We start from the raw sequence: 23,244 nt of genomic DNA, 5'->3' as shown, positions 1-23,244 counted from the left end.
TAAGGAGCCGGCGATGAGCGAGTCAAAGATTGAGTCAAGGAACGCGTCGAAGAGCGAGCTGATTGTAGCCAGCCAGTTCGACCCCAGGGTGAACCAGTTGCTGGCACAGCGTACCGGTCTGGCAGTGCATGATGTACCACTTGGCCCCCTGACCGAATTGCCGCCGGGTGCGGATGTGCTGTTCGTGCTACCGGCACCTAACGGGCAGACACTGCTGCAGACACCAGCACCCTGGGGCTGGGACAAAGTACGCTGGGTGCAACTGGCTTCCGTTGGCATCGACTACTACCCGGACTGGCTGTTCGATGGCCCGGTGGTGACTTCGGCGCGAGGTACGGCATCCATCGCCATCGCCGAATACGTACTGGCAGCAATCTTCAGCGCGGCCAAGCGCATCCCGGATATCTGGCTGAAACAGGCAGCCGACTGGCGCCGCCTGTCGCTCGGCCTGGTCCAGGGCAGCACCCTGGGCCTGTATGGTTTTGGTTCCATCGGTCAGGCGCTGGCACAACGTGCACTGGCGCTGGGCATCAAGGTAATCGCGCTACGCCGCTCCGACACGCCGTTTGAAGTGGATGGCGTGGAACGCGTTGCCACGCTGGAAGAACTGCTGCAACGTTCCGACCATCTGGTGCTGGCAGCACCGTCAACCGCAGAAACCCGTCACGCCATCAACCGTGCTTCGCTGAAGCACGCCAGAGCCGGTCTGCACCTGATCAATATCGCACGCGGTAACCTGGTCGATCACCAGGCGCTGCTGGATGCACTGGACGAAGGCAAGCTGGCCCTGGCGACACTGGATGTGACTGACCCCGAACCACTGCCAGCGGGCCATGCCTTCTACAGCCATCCGCAGGTACGTCTGTCACCACATATTTCGCCCAGTACCGACCAGATCGTGCCCGCATTGATAGAAAAATTTGTACTCAACCTGGACCGCTTCCGTAGCGGAAAACCGCTGGCCGACGTGGTCGATACTGCACGCGGCTACTGAAAACGACCAATAAGGAAACATCATGAGCAGTTCTTCGCCTTTATATTCCGCGCCACTGTCGCGGCCCCATCTGCGCCAGGTTGGCAATACACATCAGCACCAGCACCAGCATCAGTATCCGCGTCCGGCCATCTACAGCGCACCGCGTGATGCCAACGGCGGCATCATCTTCGCCGAACCACCACCGCCACCCACGGTGGAAGAACAACGCCAGCATCGCAAGGAAAGGCTGGCCGTATCGTTCCGCCTGTTTGCCCGCTATGGCTACGACATGGGCGGCGCCGGCCACATCACGGCGCGTGATCCCGAGTTTCCGGATCATTTCTGGGTCAATCCTGCCGGTGTGTATTTCGGCCATATCCGCGTGTCGGACCTGATTCTGGTCAGCCACAACGGCAAGGTTGTGGAAGGCGATGGCCTGTTGAACCGCGCCGCTTTTGCGATCCACTCCGAACTGCACAAGGCGCGTCCAGACGTGATCGCCGCCGCCCATTCGCACGGCCTGTATGGCAAGGCATTCGCCGCGCAGGGTCGCCTGCTCGATCCGCTGACCCAGGATTCATGCGCGTTCTACGAAGACCATGCGGTTTTCTCCGACTTTAGCGGCGTGGTTCTGGATTCAAGTGAAGGTGAACGCATCGCCACCACGCTGGGCGCACGCAAGGCAGTCATTCTGCAAAACCACGGCCTGCTGACAGTAGGCGCATCGGTGGAATCGGCAGTATGGCGTTACATCGCCTTTGAAAACGCGGCACAGGCGCAACTGTTGTCGGAAGCGGCTGGTCCGACCAAACCGATACCGCATGAGGTGGCGCGCCACACAGCCAAACAAATCGGATCCGATGCCGGCGGCTGGTTCAGCTTCCAGCCCTTGTGGGACGTAATCACCCGCGAAGAGCCGGACCTGTTCGCTTAAGTTAAATTCAGTTCGATTCAGCGAGGAAAATAAACATGACAAGCGCCATTCTATTGCAGTACGACGCACAGGCGGGTAACACAGGCGGCAGCCTGCGCAAGCCAGGTGCCGCGATATCGGTACTGATACACGGAGCGGCATTGCTGGCTATCTGGGGCTGGTCTGGCCGCACCGTGCAGGTAGCGCCGCCACTGGCAGTGGTAGAGTTGATACGCCTGCAGGCAGAACCCAGACAGGAGCTTGTACCGCCAAAGCCTGAACCTAAAAAAGCGCCAGTAGAACTGGCACCACCCACACCGGTAGCACAGACGGTTCCAGTGCCGAAGACCGTGGAGACATCCGCGGCCAAGGCCGAAACCTATACGCCGCCCGCAGCGCCAGTTCATGCCGAAGCCATACCCGTATTACCGGTGACTCCGGTTGCAGCAACCCCGGCTCCGGCACAAGCACCTGCACCTGCACCCACACCGGTAGCAGCCACCCCAAAGCAAATCAGCAATGAAGGCATACCGACAGATTATGTGAACCAGGTGTATGCGCGTATCAACAGCAATACCGACTATCCGCGTGAAGCCAAGATACGTCGCCAGCAGGGCAAGGTCGGCTACAAGCTGACACTGAATCCGGCAGGTGCACTGATCTCGTTCGATATCCAGTCGTCCGGTTTGGATGTGCTGGACGAAGCGGCCCGCGAAGCCATACGCCGTGCAGCACCCTTCCCGCGCCTGCCCGATTTGGGTGGCAGCAGCTATCTGCTGGCCGGAAATATCATTTTCAAAATCAACTAGATCAAGGAAACATCATGAGTACCACACCTATTGCCGCACACCTGTCGCCGCTGGAACTGTTCGAGCAGGCTGATTTTATCGTCAAGTCCATCCTTGTCTTGCTGGCCCTGGCCTCCTTCGTAAGCTGGGGTGTCATTGTCGACAAGCTGCTGCGCTTTGCCCGTCTGCGCCGCAATGCGGCGGCCTGGAGCACTGCACTATCCGGACAACGCTCATTGGCACGGTTATCACAAGAACTGCGACAGCAGCCACTGGATCCGTTCGCCCGCATCTTCGCCACCATCACTGAAGAATGGCACGTCAGCCACCGTCAGCGTCTGCACCTGGATGCAACAGGACGCGACAACTTGAAGGAACGCATCAACCGGGTCGGCCAGATCGCTGGCAATGTCGAAACCGAACAGTTGCAGAAAGGCTTGTCCATACTGGCAACAATAGGATCGGTAGCGCCTTTCGTCGGTTTGTTCGGTACCGTGTGGGGCATCATGAATGCCTTTCAGGGCATCGCTGCCAACAACAACACCAGCCTGGCGGTGGTTGCGCCAGGTATTGCAGAGGCACTGTTTGCCACCGCGCTGGGCCTGGTCGCGGCGATTCCTGCCGTGGTGGCATATAACCGCGCCTCCGGCGATTTGAACAGTTATGCAGCGCGCCTGGCGACGCTGACCGGGCTGGTCGAGGTGCAGTTGTCACGTCAACTCGATTCGGGTGAAGCGCTTGCCGAAGTATCCGAAACTGCACCACCACCGGCAAAGGCCGAACGCAGTACCCACAACGTCACGCCGCTGGCGGCGCAGGGAGCCTGACATGGGAGTGCGCTTATCTTCCGGGCCTTCGCACCGGGTTGGTCCTGTCAGTGACATCAACGTCACACCACTGGTGGACGTAATGCTGGTACTGCTGATCGTCTTCATGGTGGCCGCGCCGATGATGACGGCTGGCGTCAAAGTTGACTTGCCAACCTCCAGCGCCAAGCCGCTACAGGAACCCAAGCCGCCCATCGTCGTCAGCATTGATGCGGCCGGCACGGTCTATGTCAACCAGGCAGCTACCACAGCGGAGACCCTGCTAACCCTGATGGCGCAAGAGGCCAGTGGCGACAAGGAACGCCGTATCCACCTGCGCGGCGACCAGACACTGGCCTATGGCCGCATCGTACAAACCATGGGGACGCTGAACGATGCAGGGTATGCCCGCATCGCCCTGGTGTCGGAAGCGCCGCAGCACTAAACCCTTATTTGAACAGGAACAAAAAATGGATTCGATCATTTCGAAGGGCGACGCTCGCCGTCAATTTTTGCGACATAGCGCAAAACTCGGTGCCGGTGCTGGCCTGGCCGCGCTGTTCGGCAGCTGGAGCAATGCCACCCGTGCTGCAGCGACACAGTTAAGAGACACGACGTTGCGCGTCGGTACCTATAAAGGCGGTGACTCCAGTTATTTCAGCGAAGCCGGCGTCGCCAACATACCGTACAAAACCGTACTGGCCGAATTTGCAGCCGGCAATCTGATCGTCGAAGCACTGGCGGCGGATTCACTGGACTTTGGCAGCATGAGCGAAATCCCGCCTATTTTTGCCGCCGCCAGCGGTGCACCAATGAAGGTCATCGCGGTCCTGCGCGGCGATGTCAATAATCAGGTGGTGCTGGTACCAAAGGATTCGCCGATTACCGACCCGGCACAGTTCAAAGGCAAGCGCATCGGTTATGCGCGTTCGACCACATCGCACTACTTCCTGCTGCAAATGCTGAAGGAAAATGGTCTGAGCTTCAAGGATATCCAGCCAGTGGCACTACCGCCACAGGATGCCCTGGCAGCATTCAAGAGCGGCCAGCTGGATGCATGGGTGATCTATGGCCTGGTGGTAGAACTGGCCAAGAACCAGGGCGCACGCGTGCTGCGTACCGCCGACGGCTACCTGTCCGGCAATTACGTCATCAGCGCATCGAACAAGGCGATAGCCGATCCGCTCAAGCATGCCGCCATCGGCGACTACCTGCAACGCCTGGCCAAGGTCTACGACTGGATCAACCGCAATCCAAAACCCTGGGCCACCAAGAGCGGCCAGATCGCCGGTGTGCCCTCGCAACTGTTCCTGAATCAGGTCAGCCAGCGCAGCCAACCCTACAAGCTGGTGGCAGTGGACGATGCGGCAATTCGCTCGCAACAACAGGTGGCCGATGTATTTGCAGATGCCGGCCTGCTGTCACGCCGCCTCGACGTGCGCCCACTGTGGGACCGCAGTTTCGCTTCTTATCTTTAACTTATTTTTAGCTTATTTTTTTAACTGATCCATTACTTAGCTATTACTTACCTATCACTTATTTTTAACCCTACTTGAAATCAGAAGGAATGACGACATGCAGCAATCAAAGAATAATAAGAGAAGCGCACCGCGACTGACCACCTTGCACCGGACGCTGCTGGCGGCGGGTCTTCTGGGTGGTAGCGCGGCGATGGCACAGACCGGCGTCGGCCAGGTGCAGGATGTGGTAGTGACCACGGGCGTGCGCGGCGAAGCCCGCACCGTAGCGGACAGCCCTGCCCCCATCGATGTCATCAGCGGTGAACAACTGATACACACCGGACGTGCAGAGCTGGCCGAAGCACTTGCGCGTCTGCTGCCGTCGTTTAATTTCGGTACCAACCAGGCCGGTGTCAACTCAGTGGTGCGCCCGGTCAGCAACCGTGGGCTGGGTCCGGCCTATACGCTGGTGCTGGTCAACGGCAAACGTCGCCACAATGCGGCCTTATTGACCAACGGCGGCGGCGATACCAGCGGTGTCAATGCCATCGACCTGGACACCATTCCGCTCAGCGCCATCGACCACATCGAAGTACTGAAGGACAGCGCTGCTGCACAATATGGTTCGGATGCGGTGGCCGGCGTGGTCAACGTCATTCTCAAGAGCAGCAATCATGGTGGCTCGATCTCGGCCAGCTACGGCAAGCTGAAAGATGGCCAGGGCGATCTGACCAGCAAGAAGCTGGAAGCTGACATTGGCTTCGCACTGGGCGACGACGGCTTCATACACCTTGGTGCTGTGCTGCGCAAGCGCGGTCAGGCCTGGTACAACTTCCCATCCACTAACCTGGTAGCGTATTCACCGGCCTCGAATCCGAAAAATGCTACCTGGGACCGTGACGGCGCGCACAATGGTGACCCTGGTATCGAAGCCTACGACGTCGCCTTCAATGCCGAAAAACCGTATGACAAGGACATCACGCTGTATGCCTTCGGTACCGCAGGCACACGCAACACGGTGGCGGGCAATAACTTCCGTCGTCCGAACGGACTGGCAACCATAGGACAGTTGTTCCCGGATGGGTATTTCGCCCTGAATAATATGAGTGCCTACGACTTCCAGTTGAATGCCGGTGCGCGTGGCCGCAATGCTGGCTGGGTCTGGGATATCAGCTCGGGCTATGGCAGGAACCGTGCCCGTCAATACAGCAACCTGACATCGAATCCTTCGCTGGGACCAAGCTCGCCGACCAGTTTCGACAACCTGGCAACCTACCAGTTCGAGCAGTGGACCACCAATGAAGATTTCACCCGGACGGTGGATATTGGCCTGAAGAAACCGCTGCAATGGTCATGGGGGCTGGAGCAGCGTATCGAACGCTTCAGTACCTATGCCGGTGATCCGCTGGGCTATATCAATGGTGGCTACATCTTCAAGACTGGCGACCAGGAAGGTAATCCCAACGTCGGCAAACCGGCAGCAGTAGGCGCACAAGCCGGTGTGGCACTGTCGCCCGCTGATGCCACCAGCATCCGTCGCACGGTGCTGGCGGTGTATAACGATCTCGGTTTCTATCCAGTCGAAAACCTGTTTGTCGATGGCGCGGTACGTGCCGAACACTATAATGACAGCGCAGGAAACACCGCCAGCGGCAAGATCAACAGCCGCTACGACTTCACACCGGTGCTGGCGATACGCGGCACTGTCGGCACCGGATTCCGTGCGCCATCACTGACGCAGAGCGGCTATTCGCAGACCGATAACCGCACCAATATCAATCCCGTCACCGGTGTCGTCGGCCCCAGTCTGTCCAAGCTGCTGCGCAATGATTCTGCACTGGCACACACGTTTGGCGCGCGCGATCTGGTACCTGAAAAATCAGTCAACTTCGGTATCGGCGTGGTGCTCAAACCGGCCGATAATATCAATGTGACGCTGGACGGCTACCAGGTCAAGGTCAAGGACCGCATCGTCCGCACCGGCTACATGTTCGGTCCGGCCTTCGCACCGACGCTGATCGCGGCAGGGCTGACCGGAACCGAATGGATACAGTACTTCGCCAATGCGGTCGACACGCGCACGGAAGGTGCCGACCTGGTAGCTGACATCACCAGCGACTACGGCAAATATGGCGTGGTACGTTGGGGTGCAGCGGCAAACTGGAACCGCACGACGGTCACCCGTATCAATGCCACACCGTCCGAAATCACCGGCCTGGGTGCCAATCCAGGCGGCAGCTCGGTATGGTTCGGCTACGCAGCCGGTGGCGGCATCGGCGACCTGAGCGCGACGCCGCGCACCAAGCTGATACTGTCGGCACGCTGGTCTGTCGGCGCACTGGAAACCAATCTGCAAACCACGCGCTACGATGCCTACCTGTGGCAGACAACCGCCAACCGTGCACAGGACTACCATTTCGGTGCCAAGTGGCTGACCGACCTGGATGTCAGTTATGGCATTACCAAGCGCGCCAAACTGGTGGTGGGAGCGGCCAACCTGTTCAACGTCAAGCCAGACAAGAATGGTCCTGGTGATGCCAATTCCGGCGGCAACAGTTTCGTCTACGGTCCGGCGCCGTTCGCGCCGACTGGTGCCTACTACTACGCCAAGGTGACATATGACTTCTGATCCCAATAGAATCCGGCGCTTGCTGACGATGTTGCCGGCAGCCGCATTGCTTGGTGCCTGCGGCAAGGCGGCGACACCACAGGCAAGCGGCCCGGTTGCTGCACCAGACCTGTCCAAAGTCAAACTGGTATTGGGTGACCAGGTCAAGCTGCTACGCACCAAGGCAGAAGCGGCCGGGGTGCTGGAAGGCATACCGTACCAGATCGAGTGGGCCAGCTTTCAGGGCGCTGCACCGCTATTCGAGGCGGTAGTGTCGGGCGACGTCGATACCGCAATGGCAGCCGATACCCCGGCACTGGCTGCAGCAGCGGGCGGCGCACGGGTGAAAGTAGTGGCGGCCAGCGTATCGTCACCGACGGGTGTAGCGATACTGGTCCCGCCCGGTTCACCGATCAAAACAGTGGCCGATCTCAAAGGCCGCAATGTCATCGTGTCGTCGGCGCGTGGCAGCGTGGCGCATTACCTGCTGTTCGGTGCGCTGCGTGAAGCAGGTTTGAAAACGGAAGATGTCAATACTGGCTTTCTGCTGCCCAGCGATGCGGCTGTTGCTTTTTCCAGCGGCAAAATCGAAGCCTGGGCTACCTTTGGCACCTACCAGGCCAGCGCCGAAATCAACGGTGCGCGCGTGCTGCGCAACGGCGTTGGCATCAATTCCGGCATCGGCGTCATCGCTGCATCCGATGCCGCACTGGCCGATGCAGGCAAGCGTGCGGCGCTGGCGGACGTGCTGCGTCGCCTGGCGCTGTCTAACACCTGGGCCAACGCCCATCCTGAAGAATACGGTGAGGTCTTTCAGCGCCTGACTGGTCTGCCAGCCGATGTGGCCAGGCTGGCGGTCAGTCGCGACCGCCCCCAGTTGCGCGCAGTTGACGGCGAAATCGTGCGTCAGTTGCAACTGGTGGCCGACACGTTTTTTGAAGCCAAACTATTCCCGCGCCGGGTCGATGCCAGCCTGCTGGTCGACGCCACGCTGTATCGCCCCGTCTGAACCCACTCAAGGAACACAATCATGAGCACACGACAATTGAAACTCGGCTTTATCCTGCATGGCGTAGGCCCCGGTTGGGGCGACTGGCGGCATGCCGACGCCGACCCGACAGCAAGTACCAACATCGATTTCTACCTGCGCCAGGCAAAACTGGCCGAACAGGGAAAATTCGATTTTCTGTTTGTGGCTGACAGCGTCCACATCACCGAAAAATCCAGCCCGCACTACCTTAACCGCTTCGAACCCCTGACCATTCTGTCGGCGCTGGCTACCGCAACCACGCATATCGGCCTGGTCGGCACGCTGACGGTCAGCTACAGCGAGCCTTATACAGTAGCACGCCAGTTCGCATCGCTGGATCACATCAGCCGTGGCCGTGCGGGCTGGAACGTAGTTACCTCATGGCTATCAGGCAGTGCAGAAAACTATGGCAAACCTTCACATCCACCACATGAGGTACGTTACCGCATTGCGGCCGAACACTTGCAGACGGTACAGGGCCTATGGGATTCGTGGGAAGACGATGCGCTGGTGCGTAACAAGGCCAGCGGTGAATTTCTGGACCCTTCCAAGCTGCATACACTACACCACCAGGGCGAATTTTTCTCGGTGCGCGGACCGTTGAACATCAGCCGTTCACCACAGGGCCAGCCGGTGATTTTCCAGGCCGGTGCATCGGAAGATGGTCGCAATTTCTCGGCGCGCCATGCCGAAGCATTTTTCACCGAAGGTTCAACCTTCGAATCTTCGCAGACATATTACGCCGACATCAAGAAGCGGGCAGCCACCTTTGGCCGTCCTGCCCAACGTCTCGCTGTGCTGCCGGCGCTGCGCGCCATCGTTGGTCGTACCGCAGAGGATGCAGAACGCCTGTACTCGGAAGCCGTGGCGCTGATACGCATTGAAGATGCACTGGTGGCACTTGCACGTTCTTTCAACGAACATGACCTGGGTCAGTACCCGCTGGATGGTCCGTTTCCCGACATCGCCCATTTCGGCAGCGAAAGCAACCGTAGCGCATCGGAGCGCATTGTCCGCACCGCACGCGAAGAAAACCTGACGCTGCGCCAGACTGCGCTACGCTACGCCAGTCCACGCCGGGAATTCGTCGGCACTGGAGTGCAGGTAGCGGACGCAATCCAGCGCTGGTTCGATGGTGGTGCTGCTGACGGCTTCATCCTGTTCGAATCACTACCGTTCCAGCTGGATGCCTTCATCGCCGAAGTGGTGCCTGTGCTGCAGCAGCGCGGCTTGTTCCGGCAGGAATATGAACATAGTACGCTGCGTGGTAATCTGGGCCTGGAAGTGCCGGAAAACCGCTACACCGCTGCCCGTCGCCAGGTGGCCTGATTGTTTGATTGTCTGATTGCCTGACCCCGGAGAGCAAGATGAGCGATATAAAAAAAAGCGACCTGCCACCACGATTGCTGGGCTTCGTCGAAGGGCTGGAAAACCTGATCGGCCAGGACGAGCCACATATTGTCGAGCAGGGATCAATATTGCTAAGCGATCTGGTGGCACACGACGACTGGCTACCGCAATCTGCATCGCTGCCAGACCCGCAGTATTACCGGCAGTATTTGTTATACCGCGATCCAGCCGCACGCTTTTCAGTAGTCAGCTTTGTCTGGGGTCCCGGGCAATCGACACCCATCCACGACCACACCGTATGGGGCCTGATCGGCCTGCTGCGTGGCGCCGAGATATCGCAGGACTACCGCCGCAACACCAGCGGTGTGCTGGAGAAAGCCGGCACGCCACAACGTCTGGAAACCGGTGTAGTGACAGCAGTTTCGCCATCGCTGGGCGACATCCACCAGGTTTTCAACGCCTATAATGACCGCGTCTCGATCGGCATTCACGTCTACGGTGCCGACATCGGTGCCGTAGACCGCAGCGTATTTACCACCGATGGCAAGATCAAGCCTTTCCGTTCCGGCTATGCCAATGCCACATGACTCAATAAAGAATCCAATACCATGACTAAAAACCTGCTTCAATCCGGCCTTTTTGATTTCCCTTACCGAAGCTACCATCAGGTTCGCGAAGCGCTGCTGGCTGGCGACGAGATCGCCCTGTTGGACGTACGCGAAGAAGATCCACATGCCCAGGCCCACCCGCTGTTCGCCGCCAACCTGCCTTATGGCCGCATTGAACTGGACGCTTACAGCAAGCTGCCACGCCACGACGTATCCATTGTGGTGCTGGACAGCGGTGAGGGTCTGGCGATTTCCGCCGCCAGCCGCCTGCGTCGGCTTGGCTATTCCAATGTCTCACTGCTGGAAGGTGGCGTCGAAGGCTGGCATGCGGCCGGCGGCGAGTTGTTCCGCGACGTGAATGTACCCAGCAAGGCATTCGGTGAACTGGTGGAGTCAGTGCGGCATACGCCGTCCCTGTCGGCACCAGAAGTACAGGCACTGATCGATAACGGCGACAACATTGTCATTCTCGACGCACGCCGTTATGACGAATACCAGACCATGAGCATTCCTGGCAGCGTCAGTGTGCCCGGTGCCGAGCTGGCGTTGCGGGCACGCGAACTGGCACCCGATGCCAGCACACGCATCATCGTTAACTGCGCCGGTCGTACCCGCAGCATCATCGGCACACAGTCCCTGATCAACGCCGGTGTGCCGAACCCGATTGCAGCGTTACGCAACGGCACCATAGGCTGGACGCTGGCGCAGCAAAAACTGGAACATGGTCAGTCACGCACTTATCCACCAGCATCAGAAACCAACCGCACACAGGCAGCGCAGGATGCAAGAGCACTGGCCGACCGCGCCGGCGTGCTGCGACTGGAACATGCGGGACTGGGTGAGCTGCATGCTGATGCAACACGCACTACTTATTTCTTCGACGTCCGTAGCCCGGCAGAATTTGACCATGGGCGGCTGCTACACTTCCGCTCAGCCCCCGGCGGCCAACTGGTCCAGGAGACCGAGCAATTTGCGCCTGTGCGTGGCGCCCGCATCGTGCTGGCAGACAGCGACGGCGTTCGCGCCAACCTGACGGCGCACTGGTTACGGCAGATGAACCACGAGGTATATGTGGTGGATGGCCTGCAAGCGGCAGATTTCAATGTCACTGAACCATGGAAGGCCGAACTGGCACCGCAGCCGCAGGTGGCCGAGGTTGATGCCGCCACCTTGTCGACATGGCTGGCCGAAACACCGGAAGAAATCGCGGTGCTGGACTTTACCTCCGGTGTCAACTATCAGAAGCGTCACATTCCTGGCGCCTGGTTTGCGCTGCGTTCGGAACTTGCGGCCATACTGACGACGCTGCCTAAAAGCGTCCGACGCTATGTGCTTACCTGTGGCAGCAGCCTGCTGGCACGCTATGCCGCAGCCGACCTGCGCACCCTGACCGAACTACCGGTACATGTTCTGGACGGCGGTACCGGCGCATGGGTAGCAGCAGGCTTGCCGGTGGAATCCGGCGCAACGCGACTGGCATCGCCGCTGATAGACCGCTATCGCCGCCCCTACGAAGGCACTGATAATCGCGCCGAAGCGATGCAGGCTTATCTTGACTGGGAGTTCGGGCTGGTGGACCAACTGGGGCGCGATGGCACACACGGCTTCCGGGTGATCTGATCACTATTTGATATTGCTCGATATTGCTTAATATCGCTTAAGAAAGGAGTTCATGTTGAATATCTTGTTACTGGGTGCAAGCCCATCCCGGACCTCCAGCAGCAGAGCCTTGCTGGCAGACGTGGGCGAACGTCTGGCGGGCCTGGGGCACCACCTGTCCTGGTTGGAAGTATGCGATTTGCCTTCACAGGCACTGCTGCACGCCGACTTTCACAACGCAGATATCCTTGCCGCACTTGCCCAAGTGGAAGAGGCAGAGGCAGTGGTGATCGCCACGCCCGTCTATCAGGCGTCTTACACCGGCATATTGAAGGTATTTCTGGATATCCTGCCACAGGACGGGCTGAAGAATAAGCTGGTGTTACCACTGGCGGTAGGTGGCAGCCAGTCACACATGCTGGCGATCGATTATGCCTTGCGACCGGTATTGCAGGCGCTGTCTGCGGAACTGGTTCTACCCGGCATCTACGCCACGTCAGCACAATTGAAAGGTGCAGGAGGCCAGGCTTATGCAGTGGAAGCGGCACTGGCGACGCGACTGGAACGAGGGATAGCCAGGCTGCATTCAGAATCCAGGCGATACTATGTTGACAACAAAGAGTTTCTGCACAGAACTCCGTCTGCGACAGCAGAGTTAGCGTTGAGGTGAAGCAGCAGCATTCCTGCAATAATCAGGTCGAATTATCCGATAATTCCAAGCAATCTTGTTTGATTTCAAGTTTTTCTTTTAATTCTGATTTTTATAACAAACCTTCTGTCTGAAAACGCACAGAAGTTTTTCTCTTACCAAGGTATCCTTGAAAAACTTCTGGCCTGAAATGGACTTAACCCCAAAAACGGGCCTGGCTTTTTCTCAGACAGGATCATCATGGCAACTCCCAGGCCAGTAAAAATCATATTTTGGACCTTTGCCAGTTTGTTGGTGGCAATTGTGGCCATGATTATTTTCATTGTGACCTTCGACTGGAATCTGGCGCGGCCCTATGTGAATCGCAAAGTTTCAGAAAGTACGGGACGCGAATTTTCCATTGGGGGCGACCTGAAAGTACGGTTCACACAGGGGTCTGACATGCAGCCCGGCTGGCTGCCAAGACTGGAAATCAGCGCCGAAGATGTGCAAATAAGCAATCCTGCATGGAGCACCGCAGGCCCGCAAATGGCCAACGCCAACCGTATCATGATCACCCTGCATCCGCTTCCTTTGCTGCGCAAAAACATCGTGGTAACTGAGCTTTCCCTTACTTCTGCCTTGCTGGCGTTGCAGCGGCGGGCAGATGGCAGCAATTCATGGACGATGAAAAACAGCGGTTCTTCCAACTGGAACGTAGAAATCCAGCGCATGGCCTTAACCGACGGCAATGTGCGTTATCTGGACGAAGGTATCAAACTCGACCTGCAGGCAAAGATATCATCCCTTGTCGACAAAGATGCTATCGCCAAAGTCGGCGCAGACGTCTCCACCAAGGAAACGCAGATCCAAAAATTTGCCCTGAAGATTGATCTCGGTGGCAGCTACCGCAATGCCCCCATCACCGGTAGCGGCCAGGCTGGCGCGCTGCTGTCGCTGAAAGACGAGCATACGATTTATCCGGTCGAGGCACATGCCAATATTGGCAAGAACAAAATGGCCATTGCCGGCACGTTGACAGACCCCAAATCGCTCGCAGGCATCGATCTTCAACTGACACTGGGTGGTGCCAGCATGGCAGATCTGTATCCGCTGACGGGCGTATTGTTGCCTGAAACGCCTGCCTACGCCATCAAGGGCCGTTTGATGGGCAAGAAAGTCAATGCTTTATGGAACTGGCGGTACCAGGACTTTAGCGGCACCGTGGGTGGCAGCGATGTAGCCGGTAGCTTGCAGTACCAGCAGCAGCAGCCCCGCCCTTTGTTAAGTGGCACAATCACATCGCAGCAATTGCGGCTGGAAGACCTGGGGCCGACGATAGGTGCAGAAAGCAAAGCCTCCAAAGCCGCCCAAAACAAGGTGTCGCTACAGCCAGATCAGAAAGTGCTGCCAGTGGCGCAATTCAATACAGCAAATTGGGGGGCGCTTGATGCAGATGTCAAATTCAAAGGCAAGAAACTGGTGCGCACGCATGAAATACCCTTACAGGATGTCGTTGCGGACATACACATGAAAGACAAGGTGCTGAGTCTGACGCCTTTGAATTTCGGCATGGCAGGCGGCGATGTAACGTCCAATATTTCACTCGATGGCCGCAAGGAAAAAATTACTGCCCAGATAAAACTGACCGCGCGCCATTTGAAGGTACGCGAACTGTTTCCTGCACTGGAATCCATGAAGACAAGCTTTGGTGAAGTCAATAGTGATGCTGCATTAACCGGCCACGGCAATTCCATTTCTTCGATGCTGGCTACCTCAAACGGTCAGATCGGCGCTGTCGTCACCGAAGGCACCGTCAGCCAGTTCATGCTGGAAATCGCTGGTCTGAATCTCGCGAACGCAGTATTCGTTAAAGTCTTTGGCGACAAACAGGTTCACCTGAATTGCCTCGCCAGTGATTTCAATGTGAAAAACGGCCTGGCGGAAGTGAAAAATTTTGTGATTGATACCGATGATGCAGTGATCGACATTAGCGGCAACATTAATCTCGCACAGGAACAGTTGAACCTGGATGTCCGTCCCAAGACCAAGGGTGTAAGGATCATTTCCTTACGGACTCCGCTCTATGCCAAAGGCACATTCAAGCATCCGGACGTCGGCCCCTATAAAGGACCGTTGGCGCTAAAAGCCGCTGCGGCAGTAGCACTTGCCGCCGTTGCCCCTTTTGCGGCTGTGCTACCACTGGTCAATCTGGGTAATACGCCAGATACGAATTGCACGAGCGCTCTGGCGAAGACAACGAAAATCATGCGCGCACCAAAGACTGAACAGGTAGCAGCGCCAGCCAAGGCTGTCAGTGCGGAACAAATGAAGACGCTGAAGGATGAAAAAAAGAAGTAAGACAGAGCAAACACCGGGCGATTCTTCAGTTCGTGAGGTATTCAGAAAATCGTGAAATTTGTCTGTTATTCAAAAATTGCACAGTGTCTTAACGGATATCCCCAAAATAAACCTGTTCAGCTTTTTCAGCCCTATCCAGAAGCTGCACCGTAGTCGACGGGCCAAGGTTAGGGTCTTTCCACTGGTGCAGTGCCCACACCACTTTCTTGTCTGGTGTCACTTCCAGCAATTGTGCGGGTGCTGTGGCAGGGTCGATGTTGGCACCGGCTGCGCTCCATTGGTTGACCCAGTGGTTCAACAGGGTATTGCCGTTCGGCAGGCGCTGGGCGATCTGGAAGCTGGTGTACTGGTAGGCGGCAAGGTCTTCTGGCGTCAGACTCCAGACTACTTCGGCCTTGCTGTTATATTCAAATACGCCGGTCTTGCCGGTGATGAGCGTATTGCCATTGTCCAGGCGTTTGGCTGACCAGATGCCGGGGAAAGGCAGGCTCCAGACTTCTTTGCCATTGCTGTCAAATTCCACGGCGCGTTTCATGTCCATCTGTGCCACCAGGTAGGTGCCGTTGCTGGTCAGACGTGCATGACGCAACTGGCCATGGGTGTTATTGAGGTTACCCGCAGGGATGGCAATTTCACGCTCTATCTTGTTGGCCTTGATATTGGCGACCATGATGCGTGGACGCGTGCCGCTCTGGATGAAGATGACTCTGTCATTGCCGATGAACTGCGCCGTGTGTATCTCGTGTTTTTCTTCTGCTGTATATGCCCACAATGTCTTGCGGTTCTGGTCAACGACCTTCACGCCGTGCTGATGTGTCATGACAATATTGCCGTTGGATGCCATCAGTGCATCGCTGATTTCACCATCTACTGACGTATCATGAAAATCCCAGTCCACCTTGCCACCACGGACGATATACACATCACGGGTCCTGGCTTCGCCAGCATATAAAAAATCATGCTGGGCCAGGCCCTTGCCAGGCATGGCTGGTGGCGTATCTGCTGCATGACAGGCAGCAGTCAGCATGAAGGCAGCGAAAGGTAGTAGTTTGGCCAGAGTTGATGTACTTGTCATGGGCGATGTCTCTATTTTATTAAACAAAAAGCTGCAAGCTTAAAAACTGCGCAGTGGCACCAGGGCTGCCGCCGGTTTGACTGGAATGCTCACCACACTTTCTGGCACATCGGGCATGGCTGGCACACGGACACGTACCGTGATCTTGCCGTTGCTGGCATTGGCGCGCAGGATGGCAATTGCATTGCCGTCATACAGTTTGCGGCGGCTAGCCTGGTAAGGGTCGTGATCTTGCATATTGCCGTTGTCGACGGCGATGACTTTGCCCTCGCCCTCTGCCAAAAACTCGACTACGGTATCGTTGTCCGGAATGCGTACGCCCTTGTCGTCAACCAGGGTGACTGTCACATGGGCGACATCATCCAGATGCTGGCTCAGTGTAGTATCGGCGGATAATTGCAGGCGCGCCGCCTTGCCAGCAGTTTGTAATTCATCCGTGGCAACGACCTTGCCATCACGTTTGGCGATGGCTTTCAGGCTACCAGCCGCAAATGGTAACTTGACGACGATGGGCGTAGCATCCGCATGGCGCTTTTCATTTGCCACCGTTTGTCCGTTCAGGCTGAGTTCAATTTCATCGGCATTGGTATAAATCTCCAGCGTCTCGGTATGTGATTCACGATTGGCAGGTGACCAGTCCGCCACCAGCGGCTGTGAGAAACGTGGTCTAGCAGTGGCTGCCGCCTGAGCTGGCTGATCAGCTGGTGCAGCACCGGGGCCAAATACAGGCTCGACCACATTCTGCCCGACCGTGGCAACGCGCCGGGCAATTTTCACCATGGGCAGACTTGACCACCACGACAGGCGTTCAAACGCACGTGGCCTTTGCAAGCCAGTGCTAAGCAAAAGGCCAGAACCAGTGCCTATGGTTGGCCAGCGACCGGCTTCACCCAGATAATCAACACCTGTCCACAAGAACTGTCCGGCGTATTCGGGATGATCGCGCACAGCAACCCATTGATTCACTTCATGCGTGTTTTCTGTTCCCAGGATTTTGCGTGTGGGCTTTTGTACATAGGCCGCCAGGATTTCTTTTTCACGATAATTCTGACCGACAACGTCCAGCAAATCGGCATAACCATTGTCATAATCTTTGGTCACGTTGGGGCGGAACAGGGCCTGGGTGACCGGGCGAGTAGGGTCAATTTCATGATGTACTTGGATCAGACGTTTTGCCCATTCAAATGCCACTTGCGGCTGTGTGGTATCGCGAATTTCATTGCCGATGGAATAGATGATAATGCTGGCATGATTGCGGTCGCGCTTCACCAGATCAGCGGTATCGCGTTCTGCCCAATTCTTGAAATGCAGGCTGTAGTCATACGGTACCTTGGCCAGGGTCCACTGATCAAAAAATTCATCCATGACCAGAAAGCCCATGCGGTCGCACAGATCAAGAAACTCTGGAGCAACCGCATTATGCGCGGTGCGGATGGCATTCACACCCAGCTTGCGCAATTCCGTCAGGCGACGCTTCCAAACAGCCAGCGGTACGGCTGCGCCCACGGCACCACCATCCGAATGCAGGCCAACGCCATATATCTTCAAGGCACGGCCATTCAGGAAAAAGCCTTTGGGTGCATTAAATTCAAAGCTGCGGATACCGAATGCAACGTCTTCATTGTCCACGGCTTTGCCATCGCGCAGCAAGCTGACGGCAGTTGTGTACAACACAGGGTTGTCAATATCCCAGTGCTGCGGTTTGTTTACGGTGATATCAGTTTCAAGCTGCAGCGTCTGTCCTGGTTTGGCCTGTACAGCTTTTGTGCTGGCTGTCTTCAACACCACACCGCTGGGATCAAGCAGGCGCACTTGCAATGCCAGCTTGCCACCATCCGGGCTGATGATGCTGCTGCGTACATGCACGGTCGCCTTGTCATTCGTCAGTTTGGGTGTGCTGACAAAAGTACCCCAGGGTTCGATATGGGTATCGCCCGTGCTGACCAGACGCACCTGACGGTAAATGCCTGCGCCCAGATACCAGCGCAATGAAGGTTCATTCGCATTGTCACAGCGCACAGCGATGATGTTGTCGCCAGGTTTAAGATAGGCAGTCAGATCATGTACAAAGCTGACATAACCATTCGGACGACGACCCAGATGCTGGCCATTGATCCAGACATCGCTATTCGCCATTACCCCATCGAATACAATGAAACTGCGCCTGCCCGGCTGCAATGCATCGATATGCAGAGTCTGGCGGTACCAGCCCACACCACCGGGAAAGAATCCACCAGCAGGCCCGGATGGATTATCCTGAGCTACCGGTCCTTCTATACTGTAATCATGCGGTACGCTAACGCGACGCCATTTGCTGTCATCAAAACCTGTTTGTTCGGCGCCGCTGACATCGCCCTTGCTGAAGCGCCATCCTTCAGACAGCAATTGCACGCTGCGCGGCGTATTTTCGGTGGCGGCCATCGACTGGCTGATAGCAAGAGTGCACAACAGTGACAGCAGGAAAATACGGATCAAGCCCATGAGACAGTCGCCTAAAAAACGGGATAAATAAGACTGGCAATAGTAAGTCAGCCTAAAAGAGCGGACGATACCGCAGACCTAAAAATCATCTTCTTGAGCAGGTTTTGGTAGCAAACCCTGCATAATTCCTTAACTCAATCCCAGACGCCATTGTCAGGTAAACAATTCATGGATCGCAGAAGTTTTCTCCGACTTTCTTCTTTCAGCGCCGGTGCATGGCTGCTGTCAGAAGCGCTGCCCGCTGCACTGGCACAGACAGAGTCAGGCTCAAATACAGGCTTAGTTGCAGCCTCAGGTGCAGTCTCAGGTGTGGCCTTTCACCCTTCACCACTGATACGCATTGCAGCCAATGGCCAGATTACCCTGTTCGTGCAAAAGCAGGAAATGGGTCAGGGCGTGCGTACTGCCATGCCGGTACTGCTGGCAGAAGAACTGGATGCCGATTTTAACAAGATAACAATCGAAGCCCTGCCCTATGACGCCGCCAGCGCAGGCCAGTACAACACCTGGGCCAGCGCCAGCGTCAAGGGTGGCTGGGGCAGCTTGCGCAAGGCGGGTGCCGCAGCCCGTGCCATGCTGGCCAGCGCCGCTGCCAGCACATGGAATATCTCTGTCGAACGGGTGAAAACCAGCAACAGCACGGTCATCAATCTTGATACCAATGCGGTATTGCCATATGCCGCCCTGATCGAAGCTGCCAGCAAACTGCCTGTACCAGCCAACCCAGCATTAAAGCCGCGTAGCGAATATAAACTGATAGGCAAGCCCGTCAAACGCTACCACGCCGAAGAGAAAGGCAATGGACAGGAACAGTTCGGCATGGATTTCAGCCTGCCCGGCATGCTGATGGCGACCATCGTGCGATCCCCCACATTTTTTGGCAAGGTACGCAGCTTTGACGATAGCGCTGTAAAAGCGCTGGGGCCGGGCATCATTGCGGTGCTGGAAGTTAAACAAATGAATGGCTGTGATAACCGTAACGGTGTCGCGATTGTCGCCAGCAACACCTGGCTGGCCCTGCAAGGCCAGTCGCTATTAAAAGTGGAATGGGATCAGGGGCCAGCCCTTACCAACCCGGACAGCGCCACCCTGTCGGTTTCCATGCGTGCGACCATCAAAAACGACACGCCAGCTCTCAGTTATGACAAGCAGGGCAAAAGCAAAGCCTACATTGCGGCCCCCGATGCCAGTTTCAGTGCCGAGTATGAATTGCCCTTCCTGAACCAGGCACCGATGGAAGTGCCGAATTGCGTCGCCAGTTATCAAGACGGTAAATATGACATCTGGGGTGGTTTCCAGGCCCCCGGTTTTTTTGCCAGCACACTGGCCAAGGCATTCGAGGTCGACAAGTCCGCCATTTTTGCCCATCTGTTGCCCATGGGTGGTGCCTTTGGCCGCAAGGAAAAAGTCGATAATGCAGCAGAAGCCATGCAGTTGTCCAAGGCCCTTGGCAAACCCGTCAAACTGATTTTTTCGCGGCCAGACGATATGCGCAACAGCTTTTACCGCCCCGCCACCTTCCATCGCCTGTCAGCCAGGGCCGACAAATCGGGCATACAGGCATGGCATCATCAGCTTGCTGTCAGCACCTTCCCGGCCAAAACCATCGCCTCGGCCCAGCATATTTATGGCGGGCCATCGAATGATCTGATTTATCCTGCGGCAGATTACCAAAGTGGCTTTTACCCGGTAGAGTCACCCATCCCGGTTGGTTCATGGCGTTCCATTTCATATAGCCAGAATGTATTTGCGGTGGAATCTTTCATCGACGAACTGGCTGTTCGCAACAAGGCCGACCCATTGGAATACCGGCTGATGCTGCTGCGCCAGTATGGTAACGACACCGTGCAGGCGACCCACCGCAAGCGCATGGAAGCGGTGCTGCTACGATGTGCCGATGCCATAGGCTGGCGCAAACCCGCAGCACGTGGCCGTTATCGCGGCATTGCCTGTTGCGTCTACACCCACACCCATGCCTATACCGCACATGCATTTGAAATCAGCGTCTCGTCTAAAAATGTCGTGAAAATACACAAGACAGTGTGCGTCACTGACTGCGGCGTGGTAGTTGACCCATCCGGCTTCAGAGCGCAGATTGAAGGCAGCATGGTGTGGGGCTTGTCTGCCGTGATGAAAGGCGAAATCACGGTAAAAGACGGCGCAGTGGAGCAACAGAATTTTTCTGACTATCAGGTATTGCGTCTGAATGAATTGCCACCGATGGAAATCATCGTCATCGATAGCGAAGAATCCCCTGCCGGTGCCGGTGAACCGGCCGTACCTTCGATAGCACCCGCTCTGTGCAATGCGATTGCGGCAGCCACGAAGGGCAAGCGTGTGCGTGCATTGCCATTGTCGAAAGCGGGATTCAGTTTTGTGTGACGCATTGGATCAACCAGCATCTCAAGCGCTCACATTGTCGTCAAACTGCTACTGCAAAATAACAAACCCAACCACATCGTCAACACCAATATAATTTCAGGCACATACCTGCGTAGTGATAGCCGCCGGACGCTCGCAATGAGCGCTACGCATACAGGCAAGAGCAGACAGGATTCAATGGCCAGGTTACGCCAGAATACATAGCTGATCAACCCGGTATGGGCAGCACCTGGCAGTACAGCTACAGGCAAGCACAGTTCAACAACAGAAAATGGCCACAACAAAGGCAAACACCGTCCAACCAGCAGATCAAGCAGTAAATGCGAACAACTCGCCAGCAGCAAAAGCCAGAAACTCAATATCAGATTGCGTGATCTACACCATCGCCTTGTCATCAGCCAGGCCAGGCAACTCATTGCCAGGCAAAAGAATAGCGAATGCGTGTAACGCTGCTCAAACCGTACACCCAAAAACCAGATCGCAAAATAATCAAAATCGGGCAATATGGCCAACGAGACTGGCAAGACCACAGCGGCAGGTGATCGCCGCTGCGAGCTGTCGTCATTGCAAAGATACAGACTCGCCCCGACAACGACATGTGCCAACAGTGACGACATAATGAAAACAGCCAAACGGCAAGTAACAAGGACTGCGCTAGCTTAGCGAGGGATTGTGAAGTGGGTATGCGCTGGGTGTGAAGATGATTTATTTTTTATGCAGCTGATTTTGACAATTTTATTGATCTTACTTTGAAGAAGAACATTTGAAATCATTCATCACTAACCATTGCATCCATTAGGCGTTTATAAATTCATGCCATTTTCAGATAAGGCCTTAGAGATCGCATCAGCGTGATGCGGATATTCAGCCGAAAAATTCCGACAAGTCATTTCAAATATTTTCTTGAATTCAGCCTCTTTGTACACACGCCAGTTGGGTTTGAAGAATGAAGTTTCATCAACCCACACTAAGAAATCATTGTCATCAAAATTACCTGCCAAATTCCCTGCTTCCGTGGTGTGTCGGTATTTCCATTTCGCAATATCCCATTGATCAACACTCTCTCCGCCTTGACCTAATCCGTTAAATACGCGATCAAATAACGCCTGTGCACAAAACAGATCATCCGGACTTGCCGCAGATTCTTTAATAAGATATAAAACACCAGAAATACATTCACCAAGCGCACCATGCTCGTCTTTTACATACTCAGGTGGCAGAAAATAAAAATCATTCATGAATTGTGGTGATCCAAGATTTTTCCATGCATTTATTGCGACTTCGGAATTGCTGATGTTAAAAAATATGTCTCCAAACAGTATTAGTACACCACACGTCAAATTTCTCTACGCTTTATGATTGCCTGATAAATATCGTAATTATCCTGTTCGTAGCAAACGATATTGATCGTCTCTATACTTTGATTGTCTTCAAAAAAAGCAAATATCGTATCGCTTGCTATCTGTGCAGCCAACTCTTTGGGAAATTGGTAAGTGCCGGTTGAAATATTGGGGAAAGACATACTACGCGCATTGTGCTCTACAGCTAAATGCAAACATCTCTGGTAAGTCTGTTGCAGTAATTCAGCTTCACCTTTCGTTCCGTCATTCCACCTGGGTCCAACGGCGTGGATGACATATTTGGCAGGCAATAATCCTGCTGTCGTTATGACTGCATTGCCGGCATAACAACCGCCTTGTCGCGCTCTGATCTTTTGGCATTCATCCAGTATTGCTGCTCCACCTTTACGATGTATGGCTCCGTCAACACCGCCACCGCCCAATAATGAAGAATTCGCTGCATTGACGATGATATCTGCGGGATATACGGTGATATCGCCTTTCAAAACAATAATGTTACACATCTACCAGAATTTCTAATAAGCCATCAAAAGCATGCTTGATTCCATCTTCATCCTCCGGGCTGCACAATATAACCAGTACCTGGTCATCTATACGAAGGTCAACAACATCTACACCCAGCCAGCCTTTTGACCAGAATTCAATTGAGCCAAGCAATGAAGAGGATGCAAATTCGGCTCTTTTCAGGTCACCAAAGTCACCATTTGGAAAATCTGACCAGGTAAGCAAATAATCGCCCGGAATCTTCGGTTTTACAAACTCTTCAAAATATTCAAAGTGATTCATGCCATTCATTTTCAATTTGAATTCACATTATT

General features: G+C 55.5%; 20 protein-coding genes and 1 pseudogene. 14 read left to right on the top strand and 7 right to left on the bottom strand.

Annotated elements, in window-relative coordinates; genetic code table 11:
* The first annotated feature begins 13 nt into the window (after window positions 1-13).
* The 12 genes and pseudogenes from H8L32_RS10835 (at window position 14) to ssuE (ending at window position 12,808) form a co-directional block, all read left to right on the top strand.
* A complete protein-coding gene (locus tag H8L32_RS10835; RefSeq protein WP_186947194.1) occupies window positions 14-994 on the top strand; it encodes a D-isomer specific 2-hydroxyacid dehydrogenase family protein in 981 nt (326 codons plus the stop codon).
* A gap of 22 nt (window positions 995-1,016) precedes the next feature.
* Entirely contained in the window at window positions 1,017-1,910 is an 894-nt protein-coding gene (locus H8L32_RS10830) for a class II aldolase/adducin family protein (protein ID WP_186947193.1), read from the top strand.
* A 35-nt stretch (window positions 1,911-1,945) separates the two neighbouring features.
* A complete protein-coding gene (locus tag H8L32_RS10825; RefSeq protein ID WP_186947192.1) occupies window positions 1,946-2,698 on the top strand; it encodes a TonB family protein in 753 nt (250 codons plus the stop codon).
* Between the two features lie 14 nt (window positions 2,699-2,712).
* Window positions 2,713-3,504 (top strand): MotA/TolQ/ExbB proton channel family protein, encoded by a 792-nt coding sequence (locus H8L32_RS10820; protein ID WP_186947191.1) that lies wholly within the window; start codon window positions 2,713-2,715, stop codon window positions 3,502-3,504.
* A 1-nt stretch (window position 3,505) separates the two neighbouring features.
* Window positions 3,506-3,928: a protein TolR gene (gene tolR / locus H8L32_RS10815; protein ID WP_186947190.1), complete on the top strand. Its 423-nt coding sequence runs from the start codon at window positions 3,506-3,508 to the stop codon at window positions 3,926-3,928.
* 25 nt (window positions 3,929-3,953) lie between these two features.
* Window positions 3,954-4,961, top strand: coding sequence for an ABC transporter substrate-binding protein (locus tag H8L32_RS10810; RefSeq protein ID WP_186947189.1), 1,008 nt, complete (start codon window positions 3,954-3,956; stop codon window positions 4,959-4,961).
* A gap of 97 nt (window positions 4,962-5,058) precedes the next feature.
* Window positions 5,059-7,383 (top strand): annotated as a pseudogene (locus tag H8L32_RS10805) (TonB-dependent receptor plug domain-containing protein); the annotation flags it as partial.
* 178 nt (window positions 7,384-7,561) lie between these two features.
* A complete protein-coding gene (locus tag H8L32_RS10800) occupies window positions 7,562-8,560 on the top strand; it encodes an ABC transporter substrate-binding protein (protein WP_186947187.1) in 999 nt (332 codons plus the stop codon).
* Between the two features lie 21 nt (window positions 8,561-8,581).
* Window positions 8,582-9,910 (top strand): LLM class flavin-dependent oxidoreductase, encoded by a 1,329-nt coding sequence (locus H8L32_RS10795; RefSeq protein ID WP_186947186.1) that lies wholly within the window; start codon window positions 8,582-8,584, stop codon window positions 9,908-9,910.
* Between the two features lie 38 nt (window positions 9,911-9,948).
* Complete coding sequence (locus H8L32_RS10790) at window positions 9,949-10,518, top strand: cysteine dioxygenase family protein (protein ID WP_186947185.1); 570 nt, start codon at window positions 9,949-9,951, stop codon at window positions 10,516-10,518.
* Between the two features lie 21 nt (window positions 10,519-10,539).
* Window positions 10,540-12,159 carry a rhodanese-related sulfurtransferase gene (locus H8L32_RS10785; RefSeq protein ID WP_186947184.1) on the top strand — a complete coding sequence of 540 codons (1,620 nt, stop codon included), beginning with the start codon at window positions 10,540-10,542 and terminating at the stop codon, window positions 12,157-12,159.
* Between the two features lie 55 nt (window positions 12,160-12,214).
* Window positions 12,215-12,808 carry an NADPH-dependent FMN reductase gene (ssuE, locus tag H8L32_RS10780; RefSeq protein WP_186947183.1) on the top strand — a complete coding sequence of 198 codons (594 nt, stop codon included), beginning with the start codon at window positions 12,215-12,217 and terminating at the stop codon, window positions 12,806-12,808.
* Window positions 12,809-12,942: 134 nt separating this feature from the next.
* Here the strand turns inward: ssuE and H8L32_RS10775 are convergent, their stop codons facing one another.
* A complete protein-coding gene (locus tag H8L32_RS10775) occupies window positions 12,943-13,098 on the bottom strand; it encodes a hypothetical protein (protein WP_186947305.1) in 156 nt (51 codons plus the stop codon).
* On the opposite strand from H8L32_RS10775, the gene H8L32_RS10770 reads away from it, so the two are divergent.
* The gene (locus H8L32_RS10770; protein ID WP_230412148.1) at window positions 13,097-15,127 is read left to right on the top strand and encodes an AsmA family protein; all 2,031 of its coding nucleotides are present in this window, start codon (window positions 13,097-13,099) and stop codon (window positions 15,125-15,127) included. The two genes, H8L32_RS10775 and H8L32_RS10770, sit on opposite strands and share 2 nt — an antisense overlap.
* A gap of 88 nt (window positions 15,128-15,215) precedes the next feature.
* Here the strand turns inward: H8L32_RS10770 and H8L32_RS10765 are convergent, their stop codons facing one another.
* Both H8L32_RS10765 and H8L32_RS10760 read right to left on the bottom strand, forming a co-directional pair.
* Window positions 15,216-16,202 (bottom strand): beta-propeller domain-containing protein, encoded by a 987-nt coding sequence (locus H8L32_RS10765; protein ID WP_186947181.1) that lies wholly within the window; start codon window positions 16,200-16,202, stop codon window positions 15,216-15,218.
* A 39-nt stretch (window positions 16,203-16,241) separates the two neighbouring features.
* Window positions 16,242-18,683 carry a glycoside hydrolase family 2 TIM barrel-domain containing protein gene (locus H8L32_RS10760; protein WP_186947180.1) on the bottom strand — a complete coding sequence of 814 codons (2,442 nt, stop codon included), beginning with the start codon at window positions 18,681-18,683 and terminating at the stop codon, window positions 16,242-16,244.
* Between the two features lie 168 nt (window positions 18,684-18,851).
* Between H8L32_RS10760 and H8L32_RS10755 the strand changes: the two genes are divergently transcribed.
* Entirely contained in the window at window positions 18,852-21,065 is a 2,214-nt protein-coding gene (locus tag H8L32_RS10755; protein WP_186947179.1) for a xanthine dehydrogenase family protein molybdopterin-binding subunit, read from the top strand.
* Window positions 21,066-21,094: 29 nt separating this feature from the next.
* Here H8L32_RS10755 and H8L32_RS28345 read toward each other — a convergent pair whose 3' ends face one another.
* From H8L32_RS28345 to H8L32_RS10735, 4 genes are all read right to left on the bottom strand, one after another.
* On the bottom strand, window positions 21,095-21,682 hold the full coding sequence (locus tag H8L32_RS28345; protein ID WP_186947178.1) for a metal-dependent hydrolase: 588 nt from the start codon (window positions 21,680-21,682) through the stop codon (window positions 21,095-21,097).
* A 186-nt stretch (window positions 21,683-21,868) separates the two neighbouring features.
* Window positions 21,869-22,303, bottom strand: coding sequence for a hypothetical protein (locus H8L32_RS10745; RefSeq protein WP_186947177.1), 435 nt, complete (start codon window positions 22,301-22,303; stop codon window positions 21,869-21,871).
* Between the two features lie 98 nt (window positions 22,304-22,401).
* Complete coding sequence (locus H8L32_RS10740) at window positions 22,402-22,929, bottom strand: O-acetyl-ADP-ribose deacetylase (RefSeq protein ID WP_186947176.1); 528 nt, start codon at window positions 22,927-22,929, stop codon at window positions 22,402-22,404.
* Window positions 22,922-23,212 (bottom strand): hypothetical protein, encoded by a 291-nt coding sequence (locus H8L32_RS10735; RefSeq protein ID WP_186947175.1) that lies wholly within the window; start codon window positions 23,210-23,212, stop codon window positions 22,922-22,924. Before H8L32_RS10735 ends, H8L32_RS10740 begins: the two co-directional genes overlap by 8 nt.
* Window positions 23,213-23,244: the final 32 nt, after the last annotated feature.

Source organism: Undibacterium hunanense, from assembly GCF_014284335.1.
Classification (GTDB): domain Bacteria; phylum Pseudomonadota; class Gammaproteobacteria; order Burkholderiales; family Burkholderiaceae_D; genus Undibacterium; species Undibacterium hunanense.
This window is presented reverse-complemented; position numbering and strand designations above follow the sequence as displayed.

Bases quoted from the DNA above. Each gene is read 5' to 3' on its own strand.
- H8L32_RS10760 (WP_186947180.1), bottom strand. From the start codon at position 18,683: ATGGGCTTGATCCGTATTTTCCTGCTGTCACTGTTGTGCACTCTTGCT.
- H8L32_RS10835 (WP_186947194.1), top strand. From the start codon at position 14: ATGAGCGAGTCAAAGATTGAGTCAAGGAACGCGTCGAAGAGCGAGCTG.
- H8L32_RS10770 (WP_230412148.1), top strand. From the start codon at position 13,097: ATGATTATTTTCATTGTGACCTTCGACTGGAATCTGGCGCGGCCCTAT.
- H8L32_RS10765 (WP_186947181.1), bottom strand. From the start codon at position 16,202: ATGACAAGTACATCAACTCTGGCCAAACTACTACCTTTCGCTGCCTTC.
- H8L32_RS10825 (WP_186947192.1), top strand. From the start codon at position 1,946: ATGACAAGCGCCATTCTATTGCAGTACGACGCACAGGCGGGTAACACA.
- tolR (WP_186947190.1), top strand. From the start codon at position 3,506: ATGGGAGTGCGCTTATCTTCCGGGCCTTCGCACCGGGTTGGTCCTGTC.
- H8L32_RS10745 (WP_186947177.1), bottom strand. From the start codon at position 22,303: ATGAATGATTTTTATTTTCTGCCACCTGAGTATGTAAAAGACGAGCAT.
- H8L32_RS10755 (WP_186947179.1), top strand. From the start codon at position 18,852: ATGGATCGCAGAAGTTTTCTCCGACTTTCTTCTTTCAGCGCCGGTGCA.
- H8L32_RS10790 (WP_186947185.1), top strand. From the start codon at position 9,949: ATGAGCGATATAAAAAAAAGCGACCTGCCACCACGATTGCTGGGCTTC.
- H8L32_RS10820 (WP_186947191.1), top strand. From the start codon at position 2,713: ATGAGTACCACACCTATTGCCGCACACCTGTCGCCGCTGGAACTGTTC.
- H8L32_RS10775 (WP_186947305.1), bottom strand. From the start codon at position 13,098: ATGGCCACAATTGCCACCAACAAACTGGCAAAGGTCCAAAATATGATT.
- H8L32_RS10785 (WP_186947184.1), top strand. From the start codon at position 10,540: ATGACTAAAAACCTGCTTCAATCCGGCCTTTTTGATTTCCCTTACCGA.
- H8L32_RS10795 (WP_186947186.1), top strand. From the start codon at position 8,582: ATGAGCACACGACAATTGAAACTCGGCTTTATCCTGCATGGCGTAGGC.
- H8L32_RS10830 (WP_186947193.1), top strand. From the start codon at position 1,017: ATGAGCAGTTCTTCGCCTTTATATTCCGCGCCACTGTCGCGGCCCCAT.
- H8L32_RS10735 (WP_186947175.1), bottom strand. From the start codon at position 23,212: ATGAATCACTTTGAATATTTTGAAGAGTTTGTAAAACCGAAGATTCCG.
- H8L32_RS28345 (WP_186947178.1), bottom strand. From the start codon at position 21,682: ATGTCGTCACTGTTGGCACATGTCGTTGTCGGGGCGAGTCTGTATCTT.
- H8L32_RS10810 (WP_186947189.1), top strand. From the start codon at position 3,954: ATGGATTCGATCATTTCGAAGGGCGACGCTCGCCGTCAATTTTTGCGA.
- H8L32_RS10740 (WP_186947176.1), bottom strand. From the start codon at position 22,929: ATGTGTAACATTATTGTTTTGAAAGGCGATATCACCGTATATCCCGCA.
- H8L32_RS10800 (WP_186947187.1), top strand. From the start codon at position 7,562: ATGACTTCTGATCCCAATAGAATCCGGCGCTTGCTGACGATGTTGCCG.